Raw genomic sequence first — 20,930 nt, 5'->3', positions numbered from 1 at the left:
GCATGCGCTTTATCCGCGCGGGCCTGCAAACCAGCGTACAGGATCTCGGCCGCAGCGGGCTAATGCGCTACGGCATCTCCCGCGGCGGCGCCGCCGACGCCATGGCGATGCAACTGGCCAACCTGCTGCTGGGCAGGCCGCCCGGCAATCCAGTCCTCGAGGTGACATTGACCGGTCCGAAAATAGAGTTCCGGCGCGACCTCGCAATCGCCGTTGTCGGCGCGCAATTCGAACTGACACAAAACGGCGAACCGGTCGACAACAACCGGGTACTGCACATCCGGCGCGGCGACACTCTGATATTCGGCCGCCTGCTGAGCGGCGCGCGAGCCTATATCGCCTTCTCCGGGCTGCTGGACCTGCCCCCGGTGTTCGGATGTTGTGGCACCAACCTGGTGGGTGGATTCGGCGGCCTGCACGGCAGAGCCATTCAGGACGGTGACATCATCGACTTCAGAGAGGTGACAGGGGCCGCCCCGCGCCAACTCGACGCCGAGTATCAGCCGCGCTATACAGGGCATCCGCAGCTGCGAGTCGTCGCCGGCGCCGAGGAGCGGCACTTCGACACCGCCGCGCTGGCGGATTTTTATCGACAGGCGTTCCAGGTCTCGGCGCAGAGCAATCGCATGGGTATCCGCCTGCAGGGCCGTCCGCTCAATACGGAAGAGCTGCCACAGATCGTCTCCTCCGGCCTCTGCCCCGGTACCATACAGATACCCCCGGGTGGCCTGCCGATCATCTCCTTTGTCGAGGGGCAGACCATCGGCGGCTACCCGCGCATTGCCCATGTCATCAGCGCCGATCTGCATATACTCGGGCAGGTGAAGGCCGGCGACCGCGTAAGCCTGCGCAAAGTCTCCCCGGCACAGGCGCAGCAAATTCTCGCCGGCAAAACCGCACTACTGGACAAAGCGCGGCAGAGGCTCAACGCATGAGAACTGAAACAGGGCCGCGCCCGCAAACACCGGTACTGGAGACGAAGCGCCTGCGGCTGCGCCCCTTTACCCCGGACGATGTCGAGAACTACTTCCTGCTCAATGCCCATCCGGAGGTGGTGCGCTATGTCGGGCGCACGCCGCTGGACTCCCTGCAGGCCGCGCTCGACATGATGCGCGCCGCGCCGCTGCGCGATTACCGCCAACACGGTATAGGCCGCCTGGCCTGCGTCGACAAGGAAAGCGGCAGGCTGATCGGTTTCTGCGGCCTCAAGTATGTGCCGGAAATCGACGAAGTGGATATCGGCTATCGCTTCCTGCCCGAATACTGGGGGCGGGGCCTGGCGAGCGAGGCCTGTACAACAGTGATGGATTACGGCCGCGAGCAGTTGGGGCTGACGCGTATCGTCGGCATAGTGGATCCGGCCAACCTGGCTTCGACCAGGGTACTGCAGAAACTCGGGCTGGCCTTCGAGCGGAAGATCCGCCTGAGCTTCTGCGAAGTGACGCTGGACCTCTACGCTTAAGCCGCACTGGTGTCCGACAGCAGCCGCATACTCGGCGTGCGGAATTGAACCTGCAGCGTCGCGGGGGTTTTTCCGCGCCTGCCCGCCGTCGAAGTACACACCCGCAATTGCTCCCGCGCAGACGGCGCCGCCCGATCCGCATAGCGGGCGATGCGCCATCCGGGGTGGTGGAAGCGAAATAACAGCGTCGGTAGCGGTTTTCGCCCGCACCGGCGCCATGGAAATCTAGCGGGAGCAGGACTGGAGCCGGTCAGCGGAAAACCCCGGCGGCAAGAGCTAAGCCTGCAAACTGGTGGACTACCAGACCGCATTTTCCGCCTTCACCCCAGGCGACTATGGGAAATGTGCCGATCACTTTTTTGATGTGCCTATCGACTACGGCAACTAAGGCTGATTGTCTGCCCAGCCGCCTCGACAATGTTGGCGCACGGCCACTTTTCGATTTCTCCCGCCGAAAATGCGAACTGTTTATCCCCGGAAAAACGAGACTGGTACGTCTATGATGACCAGCAAGTTTTAGCGCGAAATTTTCTGGACCCACCCAATTTCATTCACTAATCTCTGGGCGTTTTAGCCAAATAACGATTTGGACGGGCGTCCAAATTGAATTGGTCGAGAAAGGGAGTAAGTTTTTATCGCGGTCCCCTGCGGTACGGCTTTGCGTTATCAATTTGGCGCAGTCCATAGAGAAGACTCCAATCAACGCAAGGGGATTAATAATGATAAAAGCCCTCCGTCAAACGTCGCTGGCGCTGGTTGCCGGCTCACTGATATTTTCCGGCAACGCGCAGGCCGAACCCGGCGATTACGGCTTCTGGACCACCCTCGTCAACCTGTTCGACCCACCCGACGCCAATGCTCCGGTCACGCCGGAACAGGCGCAGGGCATGTATCCACTGAGCCTGGACGATCCGAATTTTAACGATGGCTTCGACCCGGGCAATTACGACAACTGGCAGAAGGTCGACGTGCCGGCCAGTACCGGCGCCATGTGCGGCAACGGCTCGCCCTACAAGTTTTTCGTCTACCGGGTTCCGGATACCAGCAATACCATTTTTTATTTCGAGGGCGGCGGCGCCTGCTGGGATTACGAAAGCTGTTCCGGCCAGGCGGGTATTCGCGGCGCGCGCAATCCCAACGGTATTCCCGACGACTATGTACAGAATATCAACCTGCTGGATTTCCAGAACACAGCCAACCTGGCCACGGCGGCAGTATCTCCGCTGATCTACACCTGGCACCCCTACAACCGCTACAAGACCGGGGAGTGGAATATTGTCTATGTGCCCTACTGCACCGGTGATATCTATGTGGGGGACAAGACAGAAATCTACGAGGACCCCACGGGTCAGAACCCGGATCTGATCTGGCACCACAACGGCCTGCGCAATGTGCAGGCGGTGACATCCTGGGTCAAGAACAATCTGCAAAAGCCAAAACAGATGCTGGCGGCGGGGTGCAGTGCCGGCAGTATCGGCGCACTGTTGAACTACTCCAAGCTGCGCGGCGATATGAACGTGGATTACGGCTACCTGATCGATGATTCCGGCCCGCTCTACCGGGCGCCCCTGGACAGCAGCGACAGCGCCGCCTATCCGTCGGTGCCCCTGCACAGGGAGGTACTGGAGTCCTGGACCAGCTACACTCCCGGCGGCGATCCCGGTGCAGTCAACCCGATCAATATGCTCGCCAGTATCACACCCGGGTTTGACAGCAACGAGCTGGCCTCACTCTACGGCGCACTGTCCAACAAATTCCCCAACGACCGCCTGGGGATTACCCACTTCCTCGCCGACGGTAACTTCTCCTCCTATTCCTACGAGCGCTTCCACGGGGATATCTACAATGACCCGGACCCGGAATCGCGCCTGGACAAGTTGCGGCAGAAGTGGCAGCACGACACCCACAACAACCTGATTCCCCTGCTCGAGCAGACCAGCAACTGGGGCTACTATTTCCCGATGTACCGCGACTTCAATGAAAGCCACTGCACCACGATTCTCGACCTGGAATACGGCGAGATTGCCGAGCACGGGCTGGTATTGCGCGACTTCCTGGACAATATCGTCAACTACCGCGGCGGCGCCATGATGCGGGCCTACGAGTCGGATCAGGTGTCGGATTACGAGAACAATCACAACTGGTTCTACGACCTTGTGGACGGGCTGCTATAGGCGGTAATCAAGCGTCTCAAACAGAAGAGCGCTGCAGTGCCGCGCTCTTCTCGCTGCCCAAGGTCAGGAACCGTAAGCCCTTTCGCGCGCCTCCTGCAGCCGCTTGCGCAGATATTCCTGCCGGCTCATACCGTCGGGGAAAGAGGTCATCTGCTGCACCTCCCGCACTATGCGCTTTTCCTCCTCCTTGTACTCGGCGAAGCCGGGCACATCCTCGTAGGGGTCGTACGCCTGCGCACTCACTGACGATCTCTGGCGGTATTCCCCCACCAGCGCCTGTGCCGCCGCATCGAACTCGGCCTTGCTTGTGCTGTTGCGCTCGAGCCAGGCCAGTTTCAGCGCCATGGCCTCATAGGCCATCATGCGCCCCTCCTTTTCGACGGACTCGATCAGTTCCCAGGCCTCCTCGTCTGTGAGCTCGCCGCCTCCCTCGGCAAAGTAATCCGACAGCGCCCGCTTGTCCTTTTGCCGCGCGAAGTAGGTCTGCACTCGCGAATCGGATAACAGACTCGCCAACGCCTCCCGATCCGGCACAGGGAGATCCTCCTCCTGCGGTGTATCGGCGGGAGTGACCGTCAGCGGATTTTCTGCGCGTTCTAGTGGTGAAGGGGAGAGATAGCGCCAGGCGGCGATGCTTGCGCCCAGGGTCAGGGCAATAACAACAGACAGCCGGATTTTATTATTCATTGTTGCCGCTTCCGTTATTGAGAGTGACGGAAACAGTGTAACGGGTGCGAGCGGCTCGGCAAGCCCGCCTTGTTTTGTAGAGGTGCGAAGGCGGCAGAGGCCCGCGACTGCGGGCCGCGCCGCTAAACCCAGTTGAGCCTCTGCTCTTCGTCGCGCTTGTCGGCGCAGGGCGTCTTCTTTGGCGGCACATAGCCAACCTGGGCCTCAGCCGGCAGATTGCGCCTCTCCCAGTTGGCGACCGCCTCCGCACACAGGCGGCGCTGCTGGTCTGTCAGCGCGACACCGTTGGGCCATTTACCCAGTTCGATGGCGCGCTTGAGACTGCCGATAATCTGTGGATTCAGGTTGTTGAGTAACTCTTCGAAGGACATGGCAGACACCTGGGATTGCTATACAAAAAAGGCCGGTCACAGACCGGCCTTCCTTTGCACTGAGCTGTCGGGGCTTACGCCTCGGCGGCTTCGGCCTCGTCGCCTTCAACCTGGGGACGATCCACCAGTTCTACGTAGGCCATTGGGGCCTTGTCGCCGGCGCGGAAACCGCACTTCAGGATGCGGATATAACCGCCCGGACGGGCCTCGTAACGCGGACCCAGCTCGTCGAACAGCTTGCGCACGGCATCCTTGTCGCGGATACGGGCGAAAGCCAGACGGCGGTTGGCGACACTGTCCTTCTTGGCCAGGGTGATCAGCGGCTCCGCGACGCGGCGCAGCTCCTTGGCTTTCGGCAGTGTGGTTTTGATCAGTTCGTGCTCCACCAGAGAGGCGGTCATGTTCTTGAACATGGCCTTGCGGTGAGCGCTGGTACGGCTGAATTTACGGCCACTATAGCGATGACGCATGACTCAATTCCTTACGACTTTGTTGCTGTCTCAGCAAGTCGTTCTGGAGCGGTGTCGCGTAAGTCGTGGCACCGCTCGGGTTCTTTCTATACGCGGCCGGAGCCGCGCCTACCAAATCAATCTGCTTACAGGGGGCTCAGCTTGCTGTCGCCCTTGAGGCTGGCCGGCGGCCAGTTCTCCAGGCGCATGCCGAGGGACAGACCGCGGGAAGCCAGCACATCCTTGATCTCGGTCAGGGACTTCTTGCCCAGGTTCGGGGTCTTCAGCAGCTCTACTTCGGTACGCTGAATCAGGTCGCCGATGTAGTAGATGTTTTCTGCCTTCAGACAGTTGGCCGAACGTACGGTCAGCTCCAGGTCGTCCACCGGGCGCAGCAGCACCGGATCGACTTCCGGCTCTTCCTTCGCCGCCGGAGCTTCCTTGTCGTGCTCCAGGTCCACAAACACGGCCAGCTGCTGCTGGAGGATGGTGGCGGCTCGGCGGATGGCCTCTTCCGGATCCAGAGTCCCGTTGGTCTCCAGATCCAGAACCAGCTTGTCCAGGTCGGTGCGCTGTTCAACCCGCGCGGACTCCACGCTGTAGGCAACACGGCGAACCGGGCTGTAGGAAGCATCCAGCTGCAGACGGCCGATGGCACGGGTTTCTTCCTCTTCGTCACGACGGGCGTCGGCGGGCTGGTAGCCGCGGCCGCGCGCCACAGTCAGACGCAGGTTGAGCTCCACGTCGCCGGTGATATTGGCGATCACATGCTCGGGATTGACGATCTCGATATCGTGATCCACCTGAATATCGCCTGCGGTCACCGCACCCGGGCCCTTCTTGCTCAGGCTCAGAACCGCCTGATCCTTGCCGTGCATGACAACAGCGATCTCCTTCAGGTTGAGCAGGATTTCGATTACATCTTCCTGCACACCTTCGATCGCGCTGTACTCGTGCTCAACACCGTCGATTTCGACTTCGGTGACGGCGCAGCCCGGCATGGAGGACAGCAGGATGCGACGCAGGGCATTGCCCAGAGTGTGGCCGAAACCACGCTCCAGGGGCTCCAGAACCACTTTGGCGTGGTTCGGGTTGTACTCGGTGACGTCAATACGACGAGGTGTCAAAAACTCGTTGACAGCAGTCTGCATAGCCATACCTGTTTACAGTTGCATTCCTTAAAGTGGACTAGGTCTTACTTGGAGTAGAGTTCCACAATAAGGTTTTCGTTGATCTCTGCCGGCAGATCCACACGATCCGGAACGCGCTTGAAAGTGCCTTCCAGCTTGCTCGCGTTGACGTCTACCCACTCGACATCGCCACGCTGGGCGGCGAGGGAAACGGAATTCTGGATACGCAGCTGCTTCTTGGCCTTCTCGCGCACAGCAATCACATCGCCTTCCTTTACCTGATAAGAGGGGATGTTCACGGTGCTGCCGTTTACCAGGATCGCCTTGTGGGATACCAGCTGGCGCGCTTCGGCGCGGGTGGAGCCAAAGCCCATGCGGTAAACCACGTTGTCCAGGCGTTTTTCCAGCAGTTGCAGCAGGTTTTCACCCGTGGCGCCCTTCAGGCGCGCCGCTTCCTTATAGTAGTTGCGGAACTGCTTTTCCAGTACGCCGTAGATGCGGCGAACTTTTTGCTTTTCGCGCAGCTGAACGCCGTAGTCAGACAGGCGGCCGCGGCCGGCGCCGTGCTGACCGGGCTTGGATTCCGCGCGGCACTTGGAATCGTGCGGGCGAACGCCACTCTTCAGCTGCAGATCGGTACCTTCCCGACGGGAAAGCTTACATTTCGGTCCAATATAACGTGCCATTTTGTCAGCCCCCTCTTACACGCGACGTTTCTTGGGCGGACGACAACCATTATGCGGGATCGGCGTCACGTCGGTGATGTTGGTGATCTTGTAGCCGCAGTTGTTCAGCGCGCGAACAGCGGATTCGCGGCCGGGGCCGGGGCCCTTCACTTCTACGTCGAGGTTTTTCAGGCCGTATTCCTGAGCGGCAGTACCTGCGCGCTCGGCGGCAACCTGGGCTGCAAACGGGGTGCTCTTGCGGGAGCCACGGAAACCGGAACCACCTGCGGTGGCCCAGCTGAGGGTATTACCCTGACGATCAGTGATCGTTACGATCGTGTTGTTGAACGATGCGTGGATGTGGGCAATACCGTCGACAACGGTCTTTTTGACCTTTTTGCGAACAGTAGTCTTTGGCTTAGCCATACCTGTATCCTAAATCCTGTATCAAATCCCGCCTCGATCGGAGGTCGGGCTTGTTAAACCGCGAATTCGTCTTATTTGCGAATCGGCTTGCGCGGACCCTTGCGGGTGCGGGCGTTGGTCTTGGTGCGCTGACCACGCAGCGGCAGGCTGCGACGGTGGCGCAGACCGCGGAAGCAACCCAGGTCCATCAGACGCTTGATGTTCATGGATACTTCACGGCGCAGGTCGCCCTCGACGGTCAGCTTGGCGACTTCACCGCGGATGGACTCGAGCTGCTCTTCAGACAGGTCGCGGATTTTGGTGGATTCAGCGATACCAACCGCTGCCAAAATAGACTTAGCCGTGGTGCGACCAACCCCGTAGATGTGGGTCAGGGAGATCACGGCGTGCTTGTGGTCTGGTACATTGACACCAGCAATACGTGCCATAGAGGCATACTCCACGTATTGGGAGCCACTACTGCGCATAAACGCGTGGCTCTGCTTTGAATTCGGCGCTGACAGCGACTAAAAAACCGGCGGCGCCACCAAAAAGGCGCGCAAGAATAGCTTTTCAGACACTAAATTGCAATAGCCCACGCCCTCTACGGCAGCCCGAAGAGGATGCGGACGACAGTCAACGCCCCCAATTTGAGACCGGGCGGCTTGACCTCCCGGTCTCCACCGCGCGCCCGGGAGGGGCTGCGGTGTTGCCGGATAACACGGGGCTGTGCTATCCGGCCGATTCTTTCACGAACGAAGCGGCGTCGCTGGCAGCCCTCCCTGGGGCGGACGCCGGCCCGGCCATCCATGGCCGGTCACTAGATCGCGCACGCAGCGGTGCTGCACAATTGCGCGATTTAGCCCTGCCGCTGCTTGTGACGCGGCTCGGCGCTGCAGATCACCCGCAGAACACCTTTGCGACGTACGATTTTGCAGTTACGGCAGATCTTTTTAACAGAAGCGCGTACTTTCATGACCTTACCTCAATTCAATCTGACTGCGAGCAGGTGACGCACTAGCGACGACCGTAGCTTTGCAGGTTCGCTTTTTTCATCAAGCCTTCGTACTGGTGCGACAGCAGATGCGACTGCACCTGTGCCATGAAGTCCATCACTACCACCACAACGATCAGCAGTGAGGTGCCTCCCAGATAGAAGGGAATATTCAAACCCACTACCAGGAACTGCGGCAGCAGGGAAACCGCGGCAATGTACACGGCGCCCACCAGGGTCAGACGGGTCAGCACGCTGTCGATATAGCGCGCGGTCTGCTCACCGGGGCGGATGCCGGGCACATAGGCGCCGGATTTTTTCAGGTTATCTGCCACTTCATTCGGGTTGAACATCAACGCGGTGTAGAAGAAGCAGAAGAAACCGATCAACAGTGCGAACAAAATGATGTTCAGCGGCTGGCCCGGACCCAGCTGCAGCGCCATCCACTGCAGTATCTGCGCACCGATACCCTCTCCGCCCTGGCCGAACCACTGTGCCAGGGTGGCCGGGAACAGCAGGATACTGCTGGCGAAGATCACCGGAATCACACCGGCCATATTCACCTTCAGCGGCAGGTGGCTGGATTGTGCCGCCGGCGCCGCGGAGTAGCGGCCCGCCTGGCGACGCGCGTGGTTGATGGTGATGCGGCGCTGGCCGCGCTCCATCACGACCACGAAGTACACCACGGCCACAGCCACGAACCCGATCGCCAATAGCAGCAGAATGTGCAGCTCGCCCTGGCGCGCCTGTTCGAACGCCTGGCCGATGGCACTCGGCAGTCCGGCGACGATACCGGCGAAGATCAGCATCGAGATACCGTTGCCGACACCGCGCTCGGTAATCTGCTCACCCAGCCACATCATGAACACCGCACCGGTCACCAGTGACGTCACCGCCACGAAGTAGAAGCCAAATGCCGGTTCCGCCGAATAGGCCAGGTTCTGACCGGCCAGACCAAAGGTCATGCCGATTCCCTGGATCAGGGCCAGCACCACCGTCAGGTAACGGGTGTACTGGTTGATCTTGCGCCGCCCGGCGTCCCCCTCTTTCTTCAGAGCTTCCAGAGAGGGCGTTACCGCGGTCATCAACTGCATGATGATGGACGCGGAGATGTAGGGCATGATACCCAGCGCCAGGATACTCATGCGCTCCAGGGCACCGCCGGAGAACATGTTGAACAGCCCCAGGATGGTGCCCTGGTTCTGGTTAAACAGGTTCGACAGCTTTTCCGGGTCTATACCGGGCACCGGAATATGCGTTCCGACGCGATACACGAGTATCGCCAGGAACAGAAAACGAAGGCGAGCCCAAAGCTCGCCCAATCCCTTGCTGTTGCCCAGGGGATTTACACCGGATCCTGGTCGTGCCATTGGGGCCTCGATTAGTCTTCTACTTTACCGCCAGCAGCTTCGATGGCTGCTTTCGCACCCTTGGTGACGCCCAGACCCTTCACGGTTACCGCTTTGGTCAGTTCGCCGGACAGGAACACTTTGGCGCGTTTAATGTGGTTGCCGATAATATCGGCATTCTTCAGCGCTGCCAAATCAATTACGTCCGCATCCACCTTGGCCAGCTCCGCCAGGCGCACTTCCGCCACATAGCGGGAAACACGCGCGGTGAAGCCGTACTTCGGCAGGCGCTTCTGCAGCGGCATCTGACCGCCTTCGAAGCCCGGACGAACCTTGCCGCCGGAGCGCGATTTCTGGCCCTTGTGACCGCGGCCACAGGTCTTACCCAGGCCACTGCCGATACCACGACCAACGCGCTTGGCGCTTTGCTTGTGGCCTTCTGCGGGAGACAGTTCGTTCAAACGCATCTTATTCCCCCTCAACCTTAACCATATAACTTACTTTGTTGATCATGCCGCGCACCGCCGGAGTGTCTTCCACTTCTACGGTATGACCGATGCGGCGCAGGCCCAGACCGGCAACGCACGCCTGATGATTTTTCAGGCGTCCGTGGATGCTCTTGGTCTGGGTGACTTTAATGGTCTTCTTAGCCATGGTCTTAACCCACCATTAACCTTTAGTCCGAGCCGCAATTAGCCCAGGATTTCTTCGACTGATTTGCCGCGCTTGGCCGCGACGTCTTCCGGGCTCTGCATCTGCGCCAGTGCACTGAAAGTCGCGCGTACCACGTTCACCGGATTGGTGGAGCCGTAGCACTTGGCCAGTACGTTGTGTACGCCGGCCATTTCCAGTACGGAGCGCATCGCACCGCCGGCGATAACGCCGGTACCCTGGGAAGCGGGCTGCATGTATACCTTGGAACCGCCGTGGCGGCCGTTGGTAGCGTACTGAATGGTGTCACCGTTCAGCTCTACCTGGATCATGTTGCGGCGCGCAGCTTCCATCGCCTTCTGGATGGCAACCGGTACTTCGCGCGCCTTGCCGCGGCCGAAGCCGACGCGGCCGTTGCCATCGCCCACTACGGTCAGTGCGGTAAAGGCGAAGATGCGGCCACCTTTAACAGTCTTGGCAACGCGATTGACCTGGACCAGCTTTTCCTGCAGGCCTTCGTCGTTGCTTTTGTCTTTCTCTCTAGCCATAACTCAACCCTTAGAATTTCAGACCGGCTTCGCGGGCAGCGTCAGCCAGAGCCTTGACGCGGCCGTGGTATTTAAAACCGCTGCGATCGAAGGCAACCTTTTCAACGCCGGCGGCCTTGGCGCGCTCAGCGATCAACTTGCCAACCGCGGTAGCGGCTTCGACGTTACCGGTTTTACCTGCGCGCAGGTCCTTGTCCAGGGTAGAGGCGGAGGCCAGTACCTTGTTGCCTTCGGCAGACAGGATCTGTGCGTAAATGTGACGCGGCGTGCGGTTCACGGTCAGGCGAACGGCGCCGAGCTCGCGGATCTTGGCGCGGGCACGACGTGCACGACGCAAGCGAGATGCTTTTTTAACGTTCATATCTATGCCCTACTTACTTCTTCTTGGCCTCTTTGCGATACACGCGCTCATCGGCGTAACGGACACCCTTACCTTTATAGGGCTCCGGCGGACGGAATGCGCGGATCTCGGCGGCCACTTGGCCCAGCAGCTGCTTGTTGCTGCTCTTCAGTACGATTTCAGTCTGGGACGGCGTTTCCGCAGTCACACCTTCCGGCAGCTGATAATCGATCGGGTGGGAGAAGCCCAGGGTCAGGTTGACGGTCTTACCGGACGCCTTGGCGCGGTAACCAACACCCAGCAGCTGGAGCTTCTTCTCGAAGCCCTGGCTGACGCCTACCACCATGTTGTTGACCAGTGCGCGGGTAGTACCTGCCAGCGCCTTGGCCTGCTTGGAGTTGTTACGCGCGGCGAAAGTGAGCTGGCTGTCCGCCTGACTTACTTCTACGTCGCTGTGAACAACCATACTCAGGTTACCGTTACCGCCCTTGACGGCGATGTCCTGACCTGAGAGGTTCACGGTAACGCCAGCGGGGATAACTACCGGATTATTTGCTACTCGAGACATATCGACCCCCGCTTAGAATACGGTGCAGAGCACTTCGCCACCGACACCGGCCTGACGCGCAGCGCGGTCGGTCATCACACCCTTGGAGGTGGATACGATCGCAATGCCCAGGCCGCCGCGTACGGTCGGCAGAGTTTTCTTGCCAGTGTAAGCGCGCAGGCCCGGACGGGACACGCGGTCCAGCTCGGCGATAACCGGCTTGCCCTGGAAATATTTCAAGGCAATGGTCAGTTCCGGCTTGGCGCCTTCGCTTACGGTGTAGTCAGTGATGTAACCTTCGTCTTTCAGGACCTTGGCTACCGCCACTTTCAGTTTGGATGAAGGCAGAGCGACTTCCGCCTTTCCGCGCGCCAGGGCATTGCGGATGCGGGTCAGCATATCTGCCAACGGATCTTGCATACTCATTTTCTGAGACTCCTCAAATCTGCCTATTTCCGGCCGGGTTAATTACCAGCTGGACTTGACCAGGCCGGGCACATCACCACGCATGGCCGCTTCGCGCAGCTTGTTACGGCACAGGCCGAACTTGCGGTAAACAGCGTGGGGGCGACCAGTGATACGGCAGCGGCGTTGCTGACGTACCGGGCTTGCATCGCGCGGCAGTTTCTGCAGCTTGAGTTGAGCCTCCCACTTCTCCTCTTCGGAAGCAGTGGTACTGGCGATGATCGCCTTCAGCTCTTGACGCTTTTCAGCGTACTTAGCTGCGGTTCGAGCGCGCTTGTTCTCGCGCGCAATCATGGATTTCTTCGCCATGGAATCCTCTTAACCCTTGAACGGGAAGTTAAACGCTTTCAGCAGCGCGCGACCTTGGTCATCGTTAGCCGCCGTAGTAGTAATACAAATATCCAGACCGCGGAGCTTGTCTACTTTGTCGTAGTCGATTTCCGGGAAGATGATTTGTTCGGTCACACCCATAGAGAAGTTGCCGCGGCCGTCAAACTGCTTCGGGCTGATGCCACGGAAGTCGCGGATACGCGGAATCGCGATGTCAATCAGACGCTCCAGGAACTCGTACATGCGCTCGCCGCGCAGAGTCACCTTGCAGCCGATCGGCCAGCCATCGCGGATCTTAAAGCCCGCAATAGACTTGCGCGCCTTGGTGATAATGGGTTTTTGACCAGTAATGGCCGTCATGTCATTGACGGCGTGCTCCAGCACCTTCTTATCACCAATAGCCTCACCAACACCCATGTTGATGGTGATCTTGGTGATGCGCGGCACTGCCATCACATTGTCGAGCCCCAGCTCTTCTTTCAGCTTGGGCGCGAGTTCTTTCGTGTAGAGCTCTTTAAGCTTTGCCATGATCTACCAACCTGCTTCTGCGCCTAAAGCCTTAGATGGCTTCGCCGCTGGATTTGAAGACGCGAATCTTAGTGCCGTCTTCCAGTACTTTAAAGCCCACCCGGTCAGCCTTTTGTGTGTTGGGGTTGAAGATGGCCACGTTGGAAGCGTCGATAGCAGCTTCCTTCTCAACGATGCCACCGGCAATACCCAGCTGGGGGTTCGGCTTCTGATGTTTTTTGACCATCTGTACACCGGAAACGATCAGGCGACCGTCGTTCAGTACCTTGCGTACTGTACCGCGCTTGCCTTTATCGCGACCGGCGATAACGATCACTTCGTCGTCACGCTTGATCTTGCGCATAACTCTTCTCCGCTAGTGGCTTAGATAACTTCCGGTGCCAGCGAGATGATCTTCATGAACTTCTCACCGCGCAGCTCGCGAGTTACCGGGCCAAAAATACGGGTGCCGACCGGCGCCAATTGCTGGTTCAGCAGCACCGCTGCGTTATCGTCAAATTTGATCAGGGAACCGTCTGCACGACGCACACCTTTCTTGGTGCGGACCACAACGGCGTTCATCACCTGACCTTTCTTTACCTTACCGCGGGGAATGGCTTCCTTAACGGTCACCTTGATAATGTCGCCCACGCCGGCATAACGACGATGGGAGCCGCCCAGCACCTTGATGCACATGACGCGGCGAGCCCCACTGTTGTCAGCTACTTCTAAGTAGGATTCCGCTTGAATCATCGTCTCTCTCCGAAACTCTTCAATGCGCTAGGGGTTAAACCTTCGCCGCACGCTCTACTATTTTCTGCAAAGACCAGGTCTTGCTCTTGGACAGCGGACGAGACTCTTCGATAGTTACAACATCACCGATGCTGCACTCGTTGTTCTCGTCGTGCGCCTTGAGTTTGGTGGACTTGCTCACAATTTTGCCGTAGATCGGGTGCTTAACACGGCGCTCGATCAAAACGGTGATGGTTTTATCCATCTTGTCACTCACAACCTTGCCGGTCAGAGTACGCTTCAGTTTTGCTTCTGCCATGATTAGTTACCTGCGCTCTCTTGTGCCGCCTTTTGGGTCAACACCGTCTTAATGCGAGCAATGTCGCGACGAGTCTGCTTCAGCAGATGAGTCTGTGTCAGCTGACCGGTGGACTTTTGCATGCGAAGCTTAAACTGAGCCTCGAGCTGATTCAGCAATTCCTGGTTCAGCTCTTCAACTGACTTTTCGCGTAGATCTGCAGTCTTCATTACATCACCGAACGCTTAACGAAAGTTGTCTTTACAGGCAGCTTGGCCGCGGCGAGCTCGAAAGCCTCGCGAGCCAGTTCCTCGGACACACCCTCCATCTCGTAGAGGACCTTGCCCGGCTGGATCTGAGCCACCCAGTATTCAACGCCACCTTTACCTTTACCCATACGAACTTCGAGGGGCTTGTTGGTAATGGGCTTGTCCGGAAACACGCGAATCCAGATCTTGCCGCCACGCTTGACGTGACGAGTCATTGCACGACGAGCCGCTTCGATCTGGCGCGCAGTAATGCGACCGCGACCGATGGCCTTGAGGCCGAACTCGCCAAAGCTCACTTTAGAGCCCCGCTGGGAAAGACCGCGATTGCGACCCTTCTGTACCTTGCGGAATTTTGTACGCTTTGGTTGCAGCATCTGCGTACCCCTTATTTAGCAGCTTTCTTGCGGGTCTTCGCCGGCTTCTCATCGGGAATTTCGTCACCGATGACTTCGCCTTTGAAGATCCAGACCTTGATACCGATGATGCCGTAGGTGGTCATGGCTTCAGCGGTGGCGTAGTCGATGTTCGCGCGCAGGGTGTGCAACGGCACACGACCTTCGCGGTACCACTCGGTACGTGCGATTTCCGCACCGCCGAGACGGCCACTTACCTGAATCTTGATACCTTCGGCACCCTGACGCATGGCGTTCTGCACCGCGCGCTTCATGGCGCGACGGAACATCACGCGGCGCTCCAGCTGCTGGGCGACGTTCTGGGCCACCAGAGCGGCGTCCATGTCCGGCTTGCGCACTTCTTCGATGTCGATGTGCACCGGCACGCCCATCTGCGCGCTGACTTCGTTGCGCAGACGCTCTACGTCTTCACCTTTTTTACCGATCACGATACCGGGGCGGGCGGTGTGAATAGTCACACGCGCGGTGTTCGCCGGGCGCTCGATCTCGATACGGCTCACGGAAGCGTGGGCCAACTTCTTGCGAATGTACTCGCGAACTTTCAGATCCGTGTACAGCTTGTCTGCGTACTCGTCGCTGCCGGCATACCAGACGGAGGTATGCTTTTTAACGATACCCAGACGAATGCCGGTAGGATGTACTTTTTGTCCCATGGTTTTCTCGCCTGCTCTCTTATTTCTCGGCCACTTTCACAGTGATGTGACAAGTACGCTTAAGAATGCGGTCGGCACGACCCTTGGCGCGCGGCTTGATGCGCTTCATGGTCATACCTTCATCCACGAAAATCGTGGAAACCTTCAGCTCGTCAACGTCGGCACCTTCGTTGTGCTCGGCGTTGGCGATGGCCGACTCCAGAACCTTTTTGACGATCGCCGCGCCCTTCTTCTGGCTGAACGCCAGGATATCCAGGGCCTCTTCAACGCCTTTGCCGCGAATCTGATCAGCTACCAGTCGCGCCTTTTGCGCCGACAGACGAGCGCCGCGTAGTTTTGCTGCTACTTCCATCGTTATAACCTCGGCTTAGCGCTTCTTCGCTTTCTTGTCCGCAGCATGACCGCGGTAGGTGCGGGTAGCGGCGAACTCGCCCAGCTTGTGGCCAACCATTTCTTCGTTGACCAGTACGGGCACGTGTTGACGACCGTTGTGCACGGCAATCGTCAGTCCAACCATTTCCGGCATAATCATGGAACGGCGGGACCAGGTTTTAATCGGTCGACGATCATTGGCTTCAATCGCCGCCTCCACCTTCTTGATCAGGTGCAGATCAATGAAGGGACCTTTCTTTAGTGAGCGTGGCACTGTCGATTCCTCTCTAGCTGCTCAGACATCGCGCGGCTTATTTGCCGCGGCGACGTACAATCATCTTATCGGTGCGCTTGTTCTTGCGCGTTTTCTTGCCCTTGGTCGGAATGCCCCACGGGGTTACCGGGTGACGGCCACCGGAAGTGCGACCTTCACCACCACCGTGCGGGTGATCCACCGGGTTCATCGCCACGCCGCGAACGGTCGGACGAACACCGCGCCAGCGCTTGGCACCAGCTTTACCCAGCTTGCGCAGGCTGTGCTCGGAGTTGCTCACTTCGCCCAGGGTGGCGCGGCACTCGGACAAAACCTTGCGCATCTCACCGGAACGCAGGCGGATGGTCGCGTACTGACCTTCACGGGCCACCAGCTGCACAGAAGCTCCGGCGGAGCGGGCCAACTGAGCACCCTTACCCGGCTTCAGCTCGACGCCGTGAATGACGGAGCCCACCGGAATATTGCGCAACGGCAGGGTGTTGCCCACAACGATCGGCGCGGCATCGCCGGACTGCACGGTAGCACCGGCCTTCAGGCCCTTGGGCGCGATGATGTAGCGACGCTCACCGTCTGCGTAGCAGATCAGAGCGATGTGCGCACTGCGGTTCGGATCGTACTCCAGGCGCTCAACCTTGGCCGGAATACCGTCCTTGTTGCGCTTGAAATCGATCAGGCGGTAGTGCTGCTTGTGACCGCCACCGATGTGACGGGTAGTGATGCGACCGGCGTTGTTGCGGCCACCGCTTTTGCTCTTGCTCTCTACCAGAGGCGCGTAGGGCGCACCCTTGTGCAGGTCGGGGTTAACAACCTTGACCAGGTGGCGACGGCCGGCAGAGGTCGGCTTTGCTTTTACAATTGCCATTGTAACTGTCCCCTTTACTCAGCAGCTTCAAAGTTGATGTCGCTGCCTTCGGCCAGGCGAACGTAGGCTTTTTTCCAGTCGTTGCGACGGCCGATGCCGTAGCGGGTACGCTTGGTCTTGCCCTTTACGTTCACGGTGCGAACCTGCTCAACGGAAACATTGAACAGCTTTTCTACCGCGGCCTTGATCTCGGCTTTTTCGGCGTCGGTGGTTACCTTGAAAACCACCTGGTTGGCGGAATCCGCCAATACAGCAGCTTTTTCGGAAATTACCGGGCCCAGCAGTACTTTGTAGAGTCGCTCTTGGTTCATCCCAGCACCTCTTCAATTTTCTTGAGCGCAGAAACGGTAACCACGACCTTGTCAAAGCGAATCAGGCTTACCGGATCAATGCCCTGCACGTCGCGCACGTCGATCTTGTGCAGATTGCGCGCAGCCAGGTAGAGATTCTCACTCACCTCTTCGGTCACGATCAGCGCGTCGGACAGATCGAACTGAGCCAGCTTGCTCACCAGCTGCTTGGTCTTGGGCGCGTCCACGTCGAAGGACTCGACTACGACCAGGCGCTCCTGACGGGCCAGCTCGGACAGAATGCAGCGCAGCGCAGCGCGGTACATCTTCTTGTTCAGCTTGACGCTGTGATCGCGCGGCTCAGCGGCGAAGGTTACGCCACCGGAACGCCACAGCGGGCTGCGGATGGTACCGGCGCGGGCGCGGCCAGTACCCTTCTGGCGCCAGGGCTTCTTGCCACCACCGGAAACATCAGAGCGATTCTTCTGCGCCTTGGTACCCTGACGGGCGCCGGCCATGTAGGCCACAACCGCCTGGTGCACCAGATCTTGATTGAACTCACGACCGAAAGTCACTTCAGAGACAGCTACAGTGCCTTTAGCGCCTTCGGGAGTAGCGATATTCAGTTCCATATCTATTTCCCCTCAGACTTAGGCTTTTACTGCCGGACGAACGATAACGTTGCCGCCGGGCGCACCGGGAACGGCACCCTTGACCAGCAGCAGGTTGCGCTCGGCGTCGACACGAACCACTTCCAGGTTCTGCACGGTTACGCGCTCGGCACCCATGTGACCGGCCATCTTCTTGCCTTTCCACACGCGACCTGGGGTCTGGCACTGGCCGATAGAACCGGGAGCGCGGTGGGACAGGGAGTTGCCGTGGGTTGCGTCCTGGGTGCGGAAGTTCCAGCGCTTAACACCGCCCTGAAAGCCTTTACCCTTGGAAGTGCCGGTCACGTCGATCTTCTGACCAGCCTCGAAGCCGGAAACAGTGATTTCGGAACCGATTTCGAAAGTCTCTTCAGAACCGTCAGTGCGCAGCTCGAAGAGTGCAGTGCCAGCCTCTACATTGGCCTTGGCGAAGTGGCCCGCTAGGGGCTTGGAGACACGGGAAGCCTTGCGCTTGCCGACGGTTACCTGAACCGCGGCGTAGCCGTCAGTTTCCACAGTTTTCACCTGGGTGACGCGATTCGGAGCTACCTCGATAACGGTAACCGGAATGGATGCGCCATCCTCAGTGAAGATGCGAGTCATGCCGCTCTTGCGGCCGACAATACCTATAGTCATCTTTTCAACCTCTCAGTGCACGGGGCTTTAACCCACTGCGGCCGCCCAGTTTCAGAGCGTTACACTACCCGGACCTTTTTCGCCCGGGATTCGGTAGTTAATTTAAAGCGTTAGCCGAGACTGATCTGAACCTCAACACCGGCCGCCAGATCGAGCTTCATCAGCGCGTCGACGGTTTTCTCGGTGGGCTCAACGATGTCCAGCAAGCGCTTGTGGGTACGGATCTCGTACTGGTCACGCGCGTCTTTGTTAACGTGCGGGGAGATCAGCACGGTGTACTTCTCTTTGCGAGTCGGCAGCGGAATGGGGCCGCGAACCTGCGCACCAGTGCGCTTGGCCGTCTCGACGATCTCCTGGGTAGACGTGTCGATCAGCTTGTGATCGAACGCCTTCAGGCGAATTCGGATGCGTTGACCCTGCATGGAATCAAACTCCAGGTTTAAAGCTAAAGAACGTCCTTTTACGCAACCCCGAGGGCGGGCGAAAAGGAGCGCGAATTCTACGGGTGGCGCGCGAGCCTGTCAAGCTGAGAGCGGGATAAATATTCACCGCCCGGCGGTGGCGCGAAAAGGCGCGCGGCGAAACTACAATTGGGTACCGGCAGCGGAAAGAGGGTTGAACAATGACTATTGCCGCGAGAGTGAGTCAGTATTTGCGCGACCAGTCGGTCGACTACCAGTTGGTCCAGCACCCACACAGCCACACCAGTCGCGAGAGCGCCCACGCCGCCCATGTGCGTGAAGACCAGGTGGCCAAGGCCATCCTGATGAAGGACGAACAGGGGTATGTGATGGCGGTAATCCCCGCCAGCAGCAGCCTCGATATGCGCGCGGTGCATGAGGAGACCGGCCGCAATCGGCTGGAAATGGTACCCGAGGACGAGCTGGGGCGCGTCTTCCCCGACTGCGAACTCGGCGCCCTGCCCCCGATCGGCCAGGCCTACGGGATCACCACGCTGCTGGACAACAGCCTGAAGCGCTGCGACACCGTCTATTTCGAAGCCGGCGACCACGAAGAACTGGTGGAGATGGACGGCGCGCGCTTCGCCAAGATGATGTCCGGCAGTCGCAGTTGCGACCTGAGCAAGGACTGGCCCTAGACCGGCGCGCCCGGGGAATAGCGCCGACACAAAAAAAGCCGCAGCGTTTCCGCTGCGGCTTTTCCGCTCGGATCAGGAGTAGGGATTACTCGATGATCTTGGCTACAACGCCAGCGCCGACGGTACGACCGCCTTCGCGGATCGCGAAGCGCAGACCTTCTTCCATCGCGATCGGGGCGATCAGCTCGACTTTCATCTGAACATTGTCGCCCGGCATTACCATCTCGGTGCCTTCCGGCAGCTCAACCGCACCGGTCACGTCGGTGGTACGGAAGTAGAACTGCGGACGGTAGCCTTTGAAGAACGGGGTGTGACGACCACCTTCGTCCTTGGACAGCACGTACACTTCCGCCTCAAACTTGGTGTGCGGAGTGATGGAACCCGGCTTGGCCAGTACCTGACCACGCTCCACTTCGTCGCGCTTGGTGCCGCGCAGCAGGGCGCCGATGTTCTCGCCGGCACGACCTTCGTCCAGCAGCTTGCGGAACATTTCCACACCGGTACAGGTGGTGGAAGTGGTTTCGCGGATACCGACGATTTCGATTTCGTCGCCGGTCTTCAGGACACCGCGCTCCACACGGCCGGTTACCACGGTACCGCGACCGGAGATGGAGAATACGTCTTCGATCGGCATCAGGAACGGCTGGTCGATAGCGCGCTCCGGCTCCGGGATGTACTCGTCCAGGGTCTCTACCAGCTTCTTGACAGCGGTGGTACCCAGCTCGTTGTCGTCTTCGCCGTTCAGGGCCATCAGAGCGGAACCGACGATGATCGGGGTGTCGTCGCCCGGGAACTCGTACTGATCCAGAAGTTCGCGCACCTCCATCTCAACCAGTTCCAGCAGCTCTTCGTCGTCGACCATGTCGGCCTTGTTCAGGAATACCACGATGTAGGGTACACCTACCTGACGGGACAGCAGGATGTGCTCGCGGGTCTGCGGCATGGGGCCGTCAGCAGCGGAGCAGACCAGGATAGCGCCGTCCATCTGGGCGGCACCGGTGATCATGTTCTTCACGTAGTCGGCGTGTCCCGGGCAGTCAACGTGGGCGTAGTGACGGGTCGGGGACTCGTATTCAACGTGGGAGGTGGCAATGGTGATACCGCGCTCACGCTCTTCCGGTGCGTTGTCGATACCGTCGAAGGCAACGGCCTCTCCACCCCAGACTTCCGCGCAGACGCGGGTCAGGGCAGCGGTCAGGGTGGTCTTGCCGTGGTCAACGTGACCGATGGTGCCCACGTTTACGTGGGGCTTGGAACGTTCAAACTTTTCTTTTGCCATCTTAGATGTCCTCTAGCTAAAAGAATGTG

35 protein-coding genes are annotated in these 20,930 nt (G+C 59.1%); 4 read left to right on the top strand and 31 right to left on the bottom strand.

Annotated elements, in window-relative coordinates; translation table 11 throughout:
* Window positions 1-2 precede the first annotated feature (2 nt).
* The 3 genes from ACXAF3_RS15810 to ACXAF3_RS15800 all read left to right on the top strand — a co-directional run bounded on the left by ACXAF3_RS15810 (window position 3) and on the right by ACXAF3_RS15800 (window position 3,636).
* Window positions 3-935 (top strand): 5-oxoprolinase subunit C family protein, encoded by a 933-nt coding sequence (locus ACXAF3_RS15810; protein ID WP_475113270.1) that lies wholly within the window; start codon window positions 3-5, stop codon window positions 933-935.
* The gene (locus ACXAF3_RS15805) at window positions 932-1,462 is read left to right on the top strand and encodes a GNAT family N-acetyltransferase (protein ID WP_475113264.1); all 531 of its coding nucleotides are present in this window, start codon (window positions 932-934) and stop codon (window positions 1,460-1,462) included. The genes ACXAF3_RS15810 and ACXAF3_RS15805 overlap by 4 nt, the downstream gene beginning before the upstream one ends.
* 719 nt (window positions 1,463-2,181) lie before the next feature.
* Window positions 2,182-3,636 carry a pectin acetylesterase-family hydrolase gene (locus tag ACXAF3_RS15800; RefSeq protein WP_475113263.1) on the top strand — a complete coding sequence of 485 codons (1,455 nt, stop codon included), beginning with the start codon at window positions 2,182-2,184 and terminating at the stop codon, window positions 3,634-3,636.
* 63 nt (window positions 3,637-3,699) lie between these two features.
* Here the strand turns inward: ACXAF3_RS15800 and ACXAF3_RS15795 are convergent, their stop codons facing one another.
* From ACXAF3_RS15795 to rpsJ, 30 genes are all read right to left on the bottom strand, one after another.
* On the bottom strand, window positions 3,700-4,323 hold the full coding sequence (locus tag ACXAF3_RS15795) for a hypothetical protein (RefSeq protein WP_475113262.1): 624 nt from the start codon (window positions 4,321-4,323) through the stop codon (window positions 3,700-3,702).
* A 122-nt stretch (window positions 4,324-4,445) separates the two neighbouring features.
* Window positions 4,446-4,694, bottom strand: coding sequence for a DUF1315 family protein (locus ACXAF3_RS15790; RefSeq protein WP_475113261.1), 249 nt, complete (start codon window positions 4,692-4,694; stop codon window positions 4,446-4,448).
* A gap of 74 nt (window positions 4,695-4,768) precedes the next feature.
* A complete protein-coding gene (gene rplQ / locus ACXAF3_RS15785; RefSeq protein WP_193194806.1) occupies window positions 4,769-5,164 on the bottom strand; it encodes a 50S ribosomal protein L17 in 396 nt (131 codons plus the stop codon).
* 125 nt (window positions 5,165-5,289) lie between these two features.
* On the bottom strand, window positions 5,290-6,294 hold the full coding sequence (locus ACXAF3_RS15780) for a DNA-directed RNA polymerase subunit alpha (protein WP_475113260.1): 1,005 nt from the start codon (window positions 6,292-6,294) through the stop codon (window positions 5,290-5,292).
* A gap of 44 nt (window positions 6,295-6,338) precedes the next feature.
* Window positions 6,339-6,959, bottom strand: coding sequence for a 30S ribosomal protein S4 (gene rpsD, locus ACXAF3_RS15775; protein ID WP_475113259.1), 621 nt, complete (start codon window positions 6,957-6,959; stop codon window positions 6,339-6,341).
* Between the two features lie 15 nt (window positions 6,960-6,974).
* Window positions 6,975-7,364 carry a 30S ribosomal protein S11 gene (gene rpsK / locus ACXAF3_RS15770; RefSeq protein WP_020411406.1) on the bottom strand — a complete coding sequence of 130 codons (390 nt, stop codon included), beginning with the start codon at window positions 7,362-7,364 and terminating at the stop codon, window positions 6,975-6,977.
* Between the two features lie 71 nt (window positions 7,365-7,435).
* Window positions 7,436-7,792: a 30S ribosomal protein S13 gene (gene rpsM, locus ACXAF3_RS15765; protein WP_475113258.1), complete on the bottom strand. Its 357-nt coding sequence runs from the start codon at window positions 7,790-7,792 to the stop codon at window positions 7,436-7,438.
* Between the two features lie 410 nt (window positions 7,793-8,202).
* Complete coding sequence (rpmJ, locus tag ACXAF3_RS15760; protein WP_010133825.1) at window positions 8,203-8,319, bottom strand: 50S ribosomal protein L36; 117 nt, start codon at window positions 8,317-8,319, stop codon at window positions 8,203-8,205.
* Between the two features lie 41 nt (window positions 8,320-8,360).
* A complete protein-coding gene (gene secY, locus ACXAF3_RS15755; RefSeq protein WP_475113257.1) occupies window positions 8,361-9,707 on the bottom strand; it encodes a preprotein translocase subunit SecY in 1,347 nt (448 codons plus the stop codon).
* Window positions 9,708-9,718: 11 nt separating this feature from the next.
* On the bottom strand, window positions 9,719-10,153 hold the full coding sequence (gene rplO / locus ACXAF3_RS15750; protein WP_475113256.1) for a 50S ribosomal protein L15: 435 nt from the start codon (window positions 10,151-10,153) through the stop codon (window positions 9,719-9,721).
* Between the two features lies 1 nt (window position 10,154).
* Window positions 10,155-10,340 (bottom strand): 50S ribosomal protein L30, encoded by a 186-nt coding sequence (rpmD, locus tag ACXAF3_RS15745; protein WP_475113255.1) that lies wholly within the window; start codon window positions 10,338-10,340, stop codon window positions 10,155-10,157.
* A 38-nt stretch (window positions 10,341-10,378) separates the two neighbouring features.
* Window positions 10,379-10,885 carry a 30S ribosomal protein S5 gene (gene rpsE / locus ACXAF3_RS15740; protein ID WP_067151052.1) on the bottom strand — a complete coding sequence of 169 codons (507 nt, stop codon included), beginning with the start codon at window positions 10,883-10,885 and terminating at the stop codon, window positions 10,379-10,381.
* Between the two features lie 10 nt (window positions 10,886-10,895).
* Window positions 10,896-11,246 (bottom strand): 50S ribosomal protein L18, encoded by a 351-nt coding sequence (gene rplR, locus ACXAF3_RS15735; RefSeq protein WP_475113254.1) that lies wholly within the window; start codon window positions 11,244-11,246, stop codon window positions 10,896-10,898.
* Between the two features lie 13 nt (window positions 11,247-11,259).
* Window positions 11,260-11,793, bottom strand: a complete 534-nt coding sequence (gene rplF, locus ACXAF3_RS15730; protein ID WP_475113253.1) for a 50S ribosomal protein L6 — start codon at window positions 11,791-11,793, stop codon at window positions 11,260-11,262.
* 12 nt (window positions 11,794-11,805) lie between these two features.
* Window positions 11,806-12,198: a 30S ribosomal protein S8 gene (rpsH, locus tag ACXAF3_RS15725; protein WP_475113252.1), complete on the bottom strand. Its 393-nt coding sequence runs from the start codon at window positions 12,196-12,198 to the stop codon at window positions 11,806-11,808.
* A 42-nt stretch (window positions 12,199-12,240) separates the two neighbouring features.
* Window positions 12,241-12,546, bottom strand: a complete 306-nt coding sequence (gene rpsN / locus ACXAF3_RS15720) for a 30S ribosomal protein S14 (protein WP_091516899.1) — start codon at window positions 12,544-12,546, stop codon at window positions 12,241-12,243.
* 9 nt (window positions 12,547-12,555) lie between these two features.
* Window positions 12,556-13,095 (bottom strand): 50S ribosomal protein L5, encoded by a 540-nt coding sequence (rplE, locus tag ACXAF3_RS15715; protein ID WP_475113251.1) that lies wholly within the window; start codon window positions 13,093-13,095, stop codon window positions 12,556-12,558.
* Between the two features lie 31 nt (window positions 13,096-13,126).
* The gene (rplX, locus tag ACXAF3_RS15710; protein WP_475113250.1) at window positions 13,127-13,438 is read right to left on the bottom strand and encodes a 50S ribosomal protein L24; all 312 of its coding nucleotides are present in this window, start codon (window positions 13,436-13,438) and stop codon (window positions 13,127-13,129) included.
* Between the two features lie 20 nt (window positions 13,439-13,458).
* On the bottom strand, window positions 13,459-13,827 hold the full coding sequence (gene rplN, locus ACXAF3_RS15705; RefSeq protein ID WP_067151032.1) for a 50S ribosomal protein L14: 369 nt from the start codon (window positions 13,825-13,827) through the stop codon (window positions 13,459-13,461).
* Between the two features lie 34 nt (window positions 13,828-13,861).
* Window positions 13,862-14,125, bottom strand: coding sequence for a 30S ribosomal protein S17 (rpsQ, locus tag ACXAF3_RS15700; RefSeq protein WP_475113249.1), 264 nt, complete (start codon window positions 14,123-14,125; stop codon window positions 13,862-13,864).
* A 2-nt stretch (window positions 14,126-14,127) separates the two neighbouring features.
* A complete protein-coding gene (gene rpmC, locus ACXAF3_RS15695; RefSeq protein WP_193194837.1) occupies window positions 14,128-14,334 on the bottom strand; it encodes a 50S ribosomal protein L29 in 207 nt (68 codons plus the stop codon).
* The gene (gene rplP / locus ACXAF3_RS15690) at window positions 14,334-14,747 is read right to left on the bottom strand and encodes a 50S ribosomal protein L16 (protein WP_010133841.1); all 414 of its coding nucleotides are present in this window, start codon (window positions 14,745-14,747) and stop codon (window positions 14,334-14,336) included. Before rplP ends, rpmC begins: the two co-directional genes overlap by 1 nt.
* Window positions 14,748-14,758: 11 nt before the next feature.
* The gene (rpsC, locus tag ACXAF3_RS15685) at window positions 14,759-15,439 is read right to left on the bottom strand and encodes a 30S ribosomal protein S3 (protein ID WP_475113248.1); all 681 of its coding nucleotides are present in this window, start codon (window positions 15,437-15,439) and stop codon (window positions 14,759-14,761) included.
* Between the two features lie 19 nt (window positions 15,440-15,458).
* Window positions 15,459-15,791, bottom strand: a complete 333-nt coding sequence (rplV, locus tag ACXAF3_RS15680) for a 50S ribosomal protein L22 (protein ID WP_069946925.1) — start codon at window positions 15,789-15,791, stop codon at window positions 15,459-15,461.
* A 15-nt stretch (window positions 15,792-15,806) separates the two neighbouring features.
* Window positions 15,807-16,085 (bottom strand): 30S ribosomal protein S19, encoded by a 279-nt coding sequence (gene rpsS, locus ACXAF3_RS15675; RefSeq protein WP_020411388.1) that lies wholly within the window; start codon window positions 16,083-16,085, stop codon window positions 15,807-15,809.
* Window positions 16,086-16,122: 37 nt separating this feature from the next.
* Entirely contained in the window at window positions 16,123-16,947 is an 825-nt protein-coding gene (gene rplB / locus ACXAF3_RS15670) for a 50S ribosomal protein L2 (RefSeq protein ID WP_475113247.1), read from the bottom strand.
* Between the two features lie 14 nt (window positions 16,948-16,961).
* Window positions 16,962-17,258 (bottom strand): 50S ribosomal protein L23, encoded by a 297-nt coding sequence (gene rplW / locus ACXAF3_RS15665; RefSeq protein WP_475113246.1) that lies wholly within the window; start codon window positions 17,256-17,258, stop codon window positions 16,962-16,964.
* Complete coding sequence (rplD, locus tag ACXAF3_RS15660; protein WP_475113245.1) at window positions 17,255-17,869, bottom strand: 50S ribosomal protein L4; 615 nt, start codon at window positions 17,867-17,869, stop codon at window positions 17,255-17,257. Before rplD ends, rplW begins: the two co-directional genes overlap by 4 nt.
* Before the next feature lie 18 nt (window positions 17,870-17,887).
* Entirely contained in the window at window positions 17,888-18,523 is a 636-nt protein-coding gene (rplC, locus tag ACXAF3_RS15655) for a 50S ribosomal protein L3 (protein ID WP_475113244.1), read from the bottom strand.
* Between the two features lie 110 nt (window positions 18,524-18,633).
* Window positions 18,634-18,945 (bottom strand): 30S ribosomal protein S10, encoded by a 312-nt coding sequence (rpsJ, locus tag ACXAF3_RS15650; RefSeq protein ID WP_066967210.1) that lies wholly within the window; start codon window positions 18,943-18,945, stop codon window positions 18,634-18,636.
* Between the two features lie 200 nt (window positions 18,946-19,145).
* Between rpsJ and ACXAF3_RS15645 the strand changes: the two genes are divergently transcribed.
* Window positions 19,146-19,622: an aminoacyl-tRNA deacylase gene (locus ACXAF3_RS15645; RefSeq protein ID WP_475113243.1), complete on the top strand. Its 477-nt coding sequence runs from the start codon at window positions 19,146-19,148 to the stop codon at window positions 19,620-19,622.
* An 85-nt stretch (window positions 19,623-19,707) separates the two neighbouring features.
* On the opposite strand, the gene tuf is transcribed toward ACXAF3_RS15645, so the two are convergent.
* Window positions 19,708-20,901 (bottom strand): elongation factor Tu, encoded by a 1,194-nt coding sequence (tuf, locus tag ACXAF3_RS15640; protein ID WP_475113242.1) that lies wholly within the window; start codon window positions 20,899-20,901, stop codon window positions 19,708-19,710.
* Window positions 20,902-20,930: the final 29 nt, after the last annotated feature.

The sequence above is a fragment of the Microbulbifer sp. ABF4_143 genome, assembly GCF_056160225.1.
This window is presented reverse-complemented; position numbering and strand designations above follow the sequence as displayed.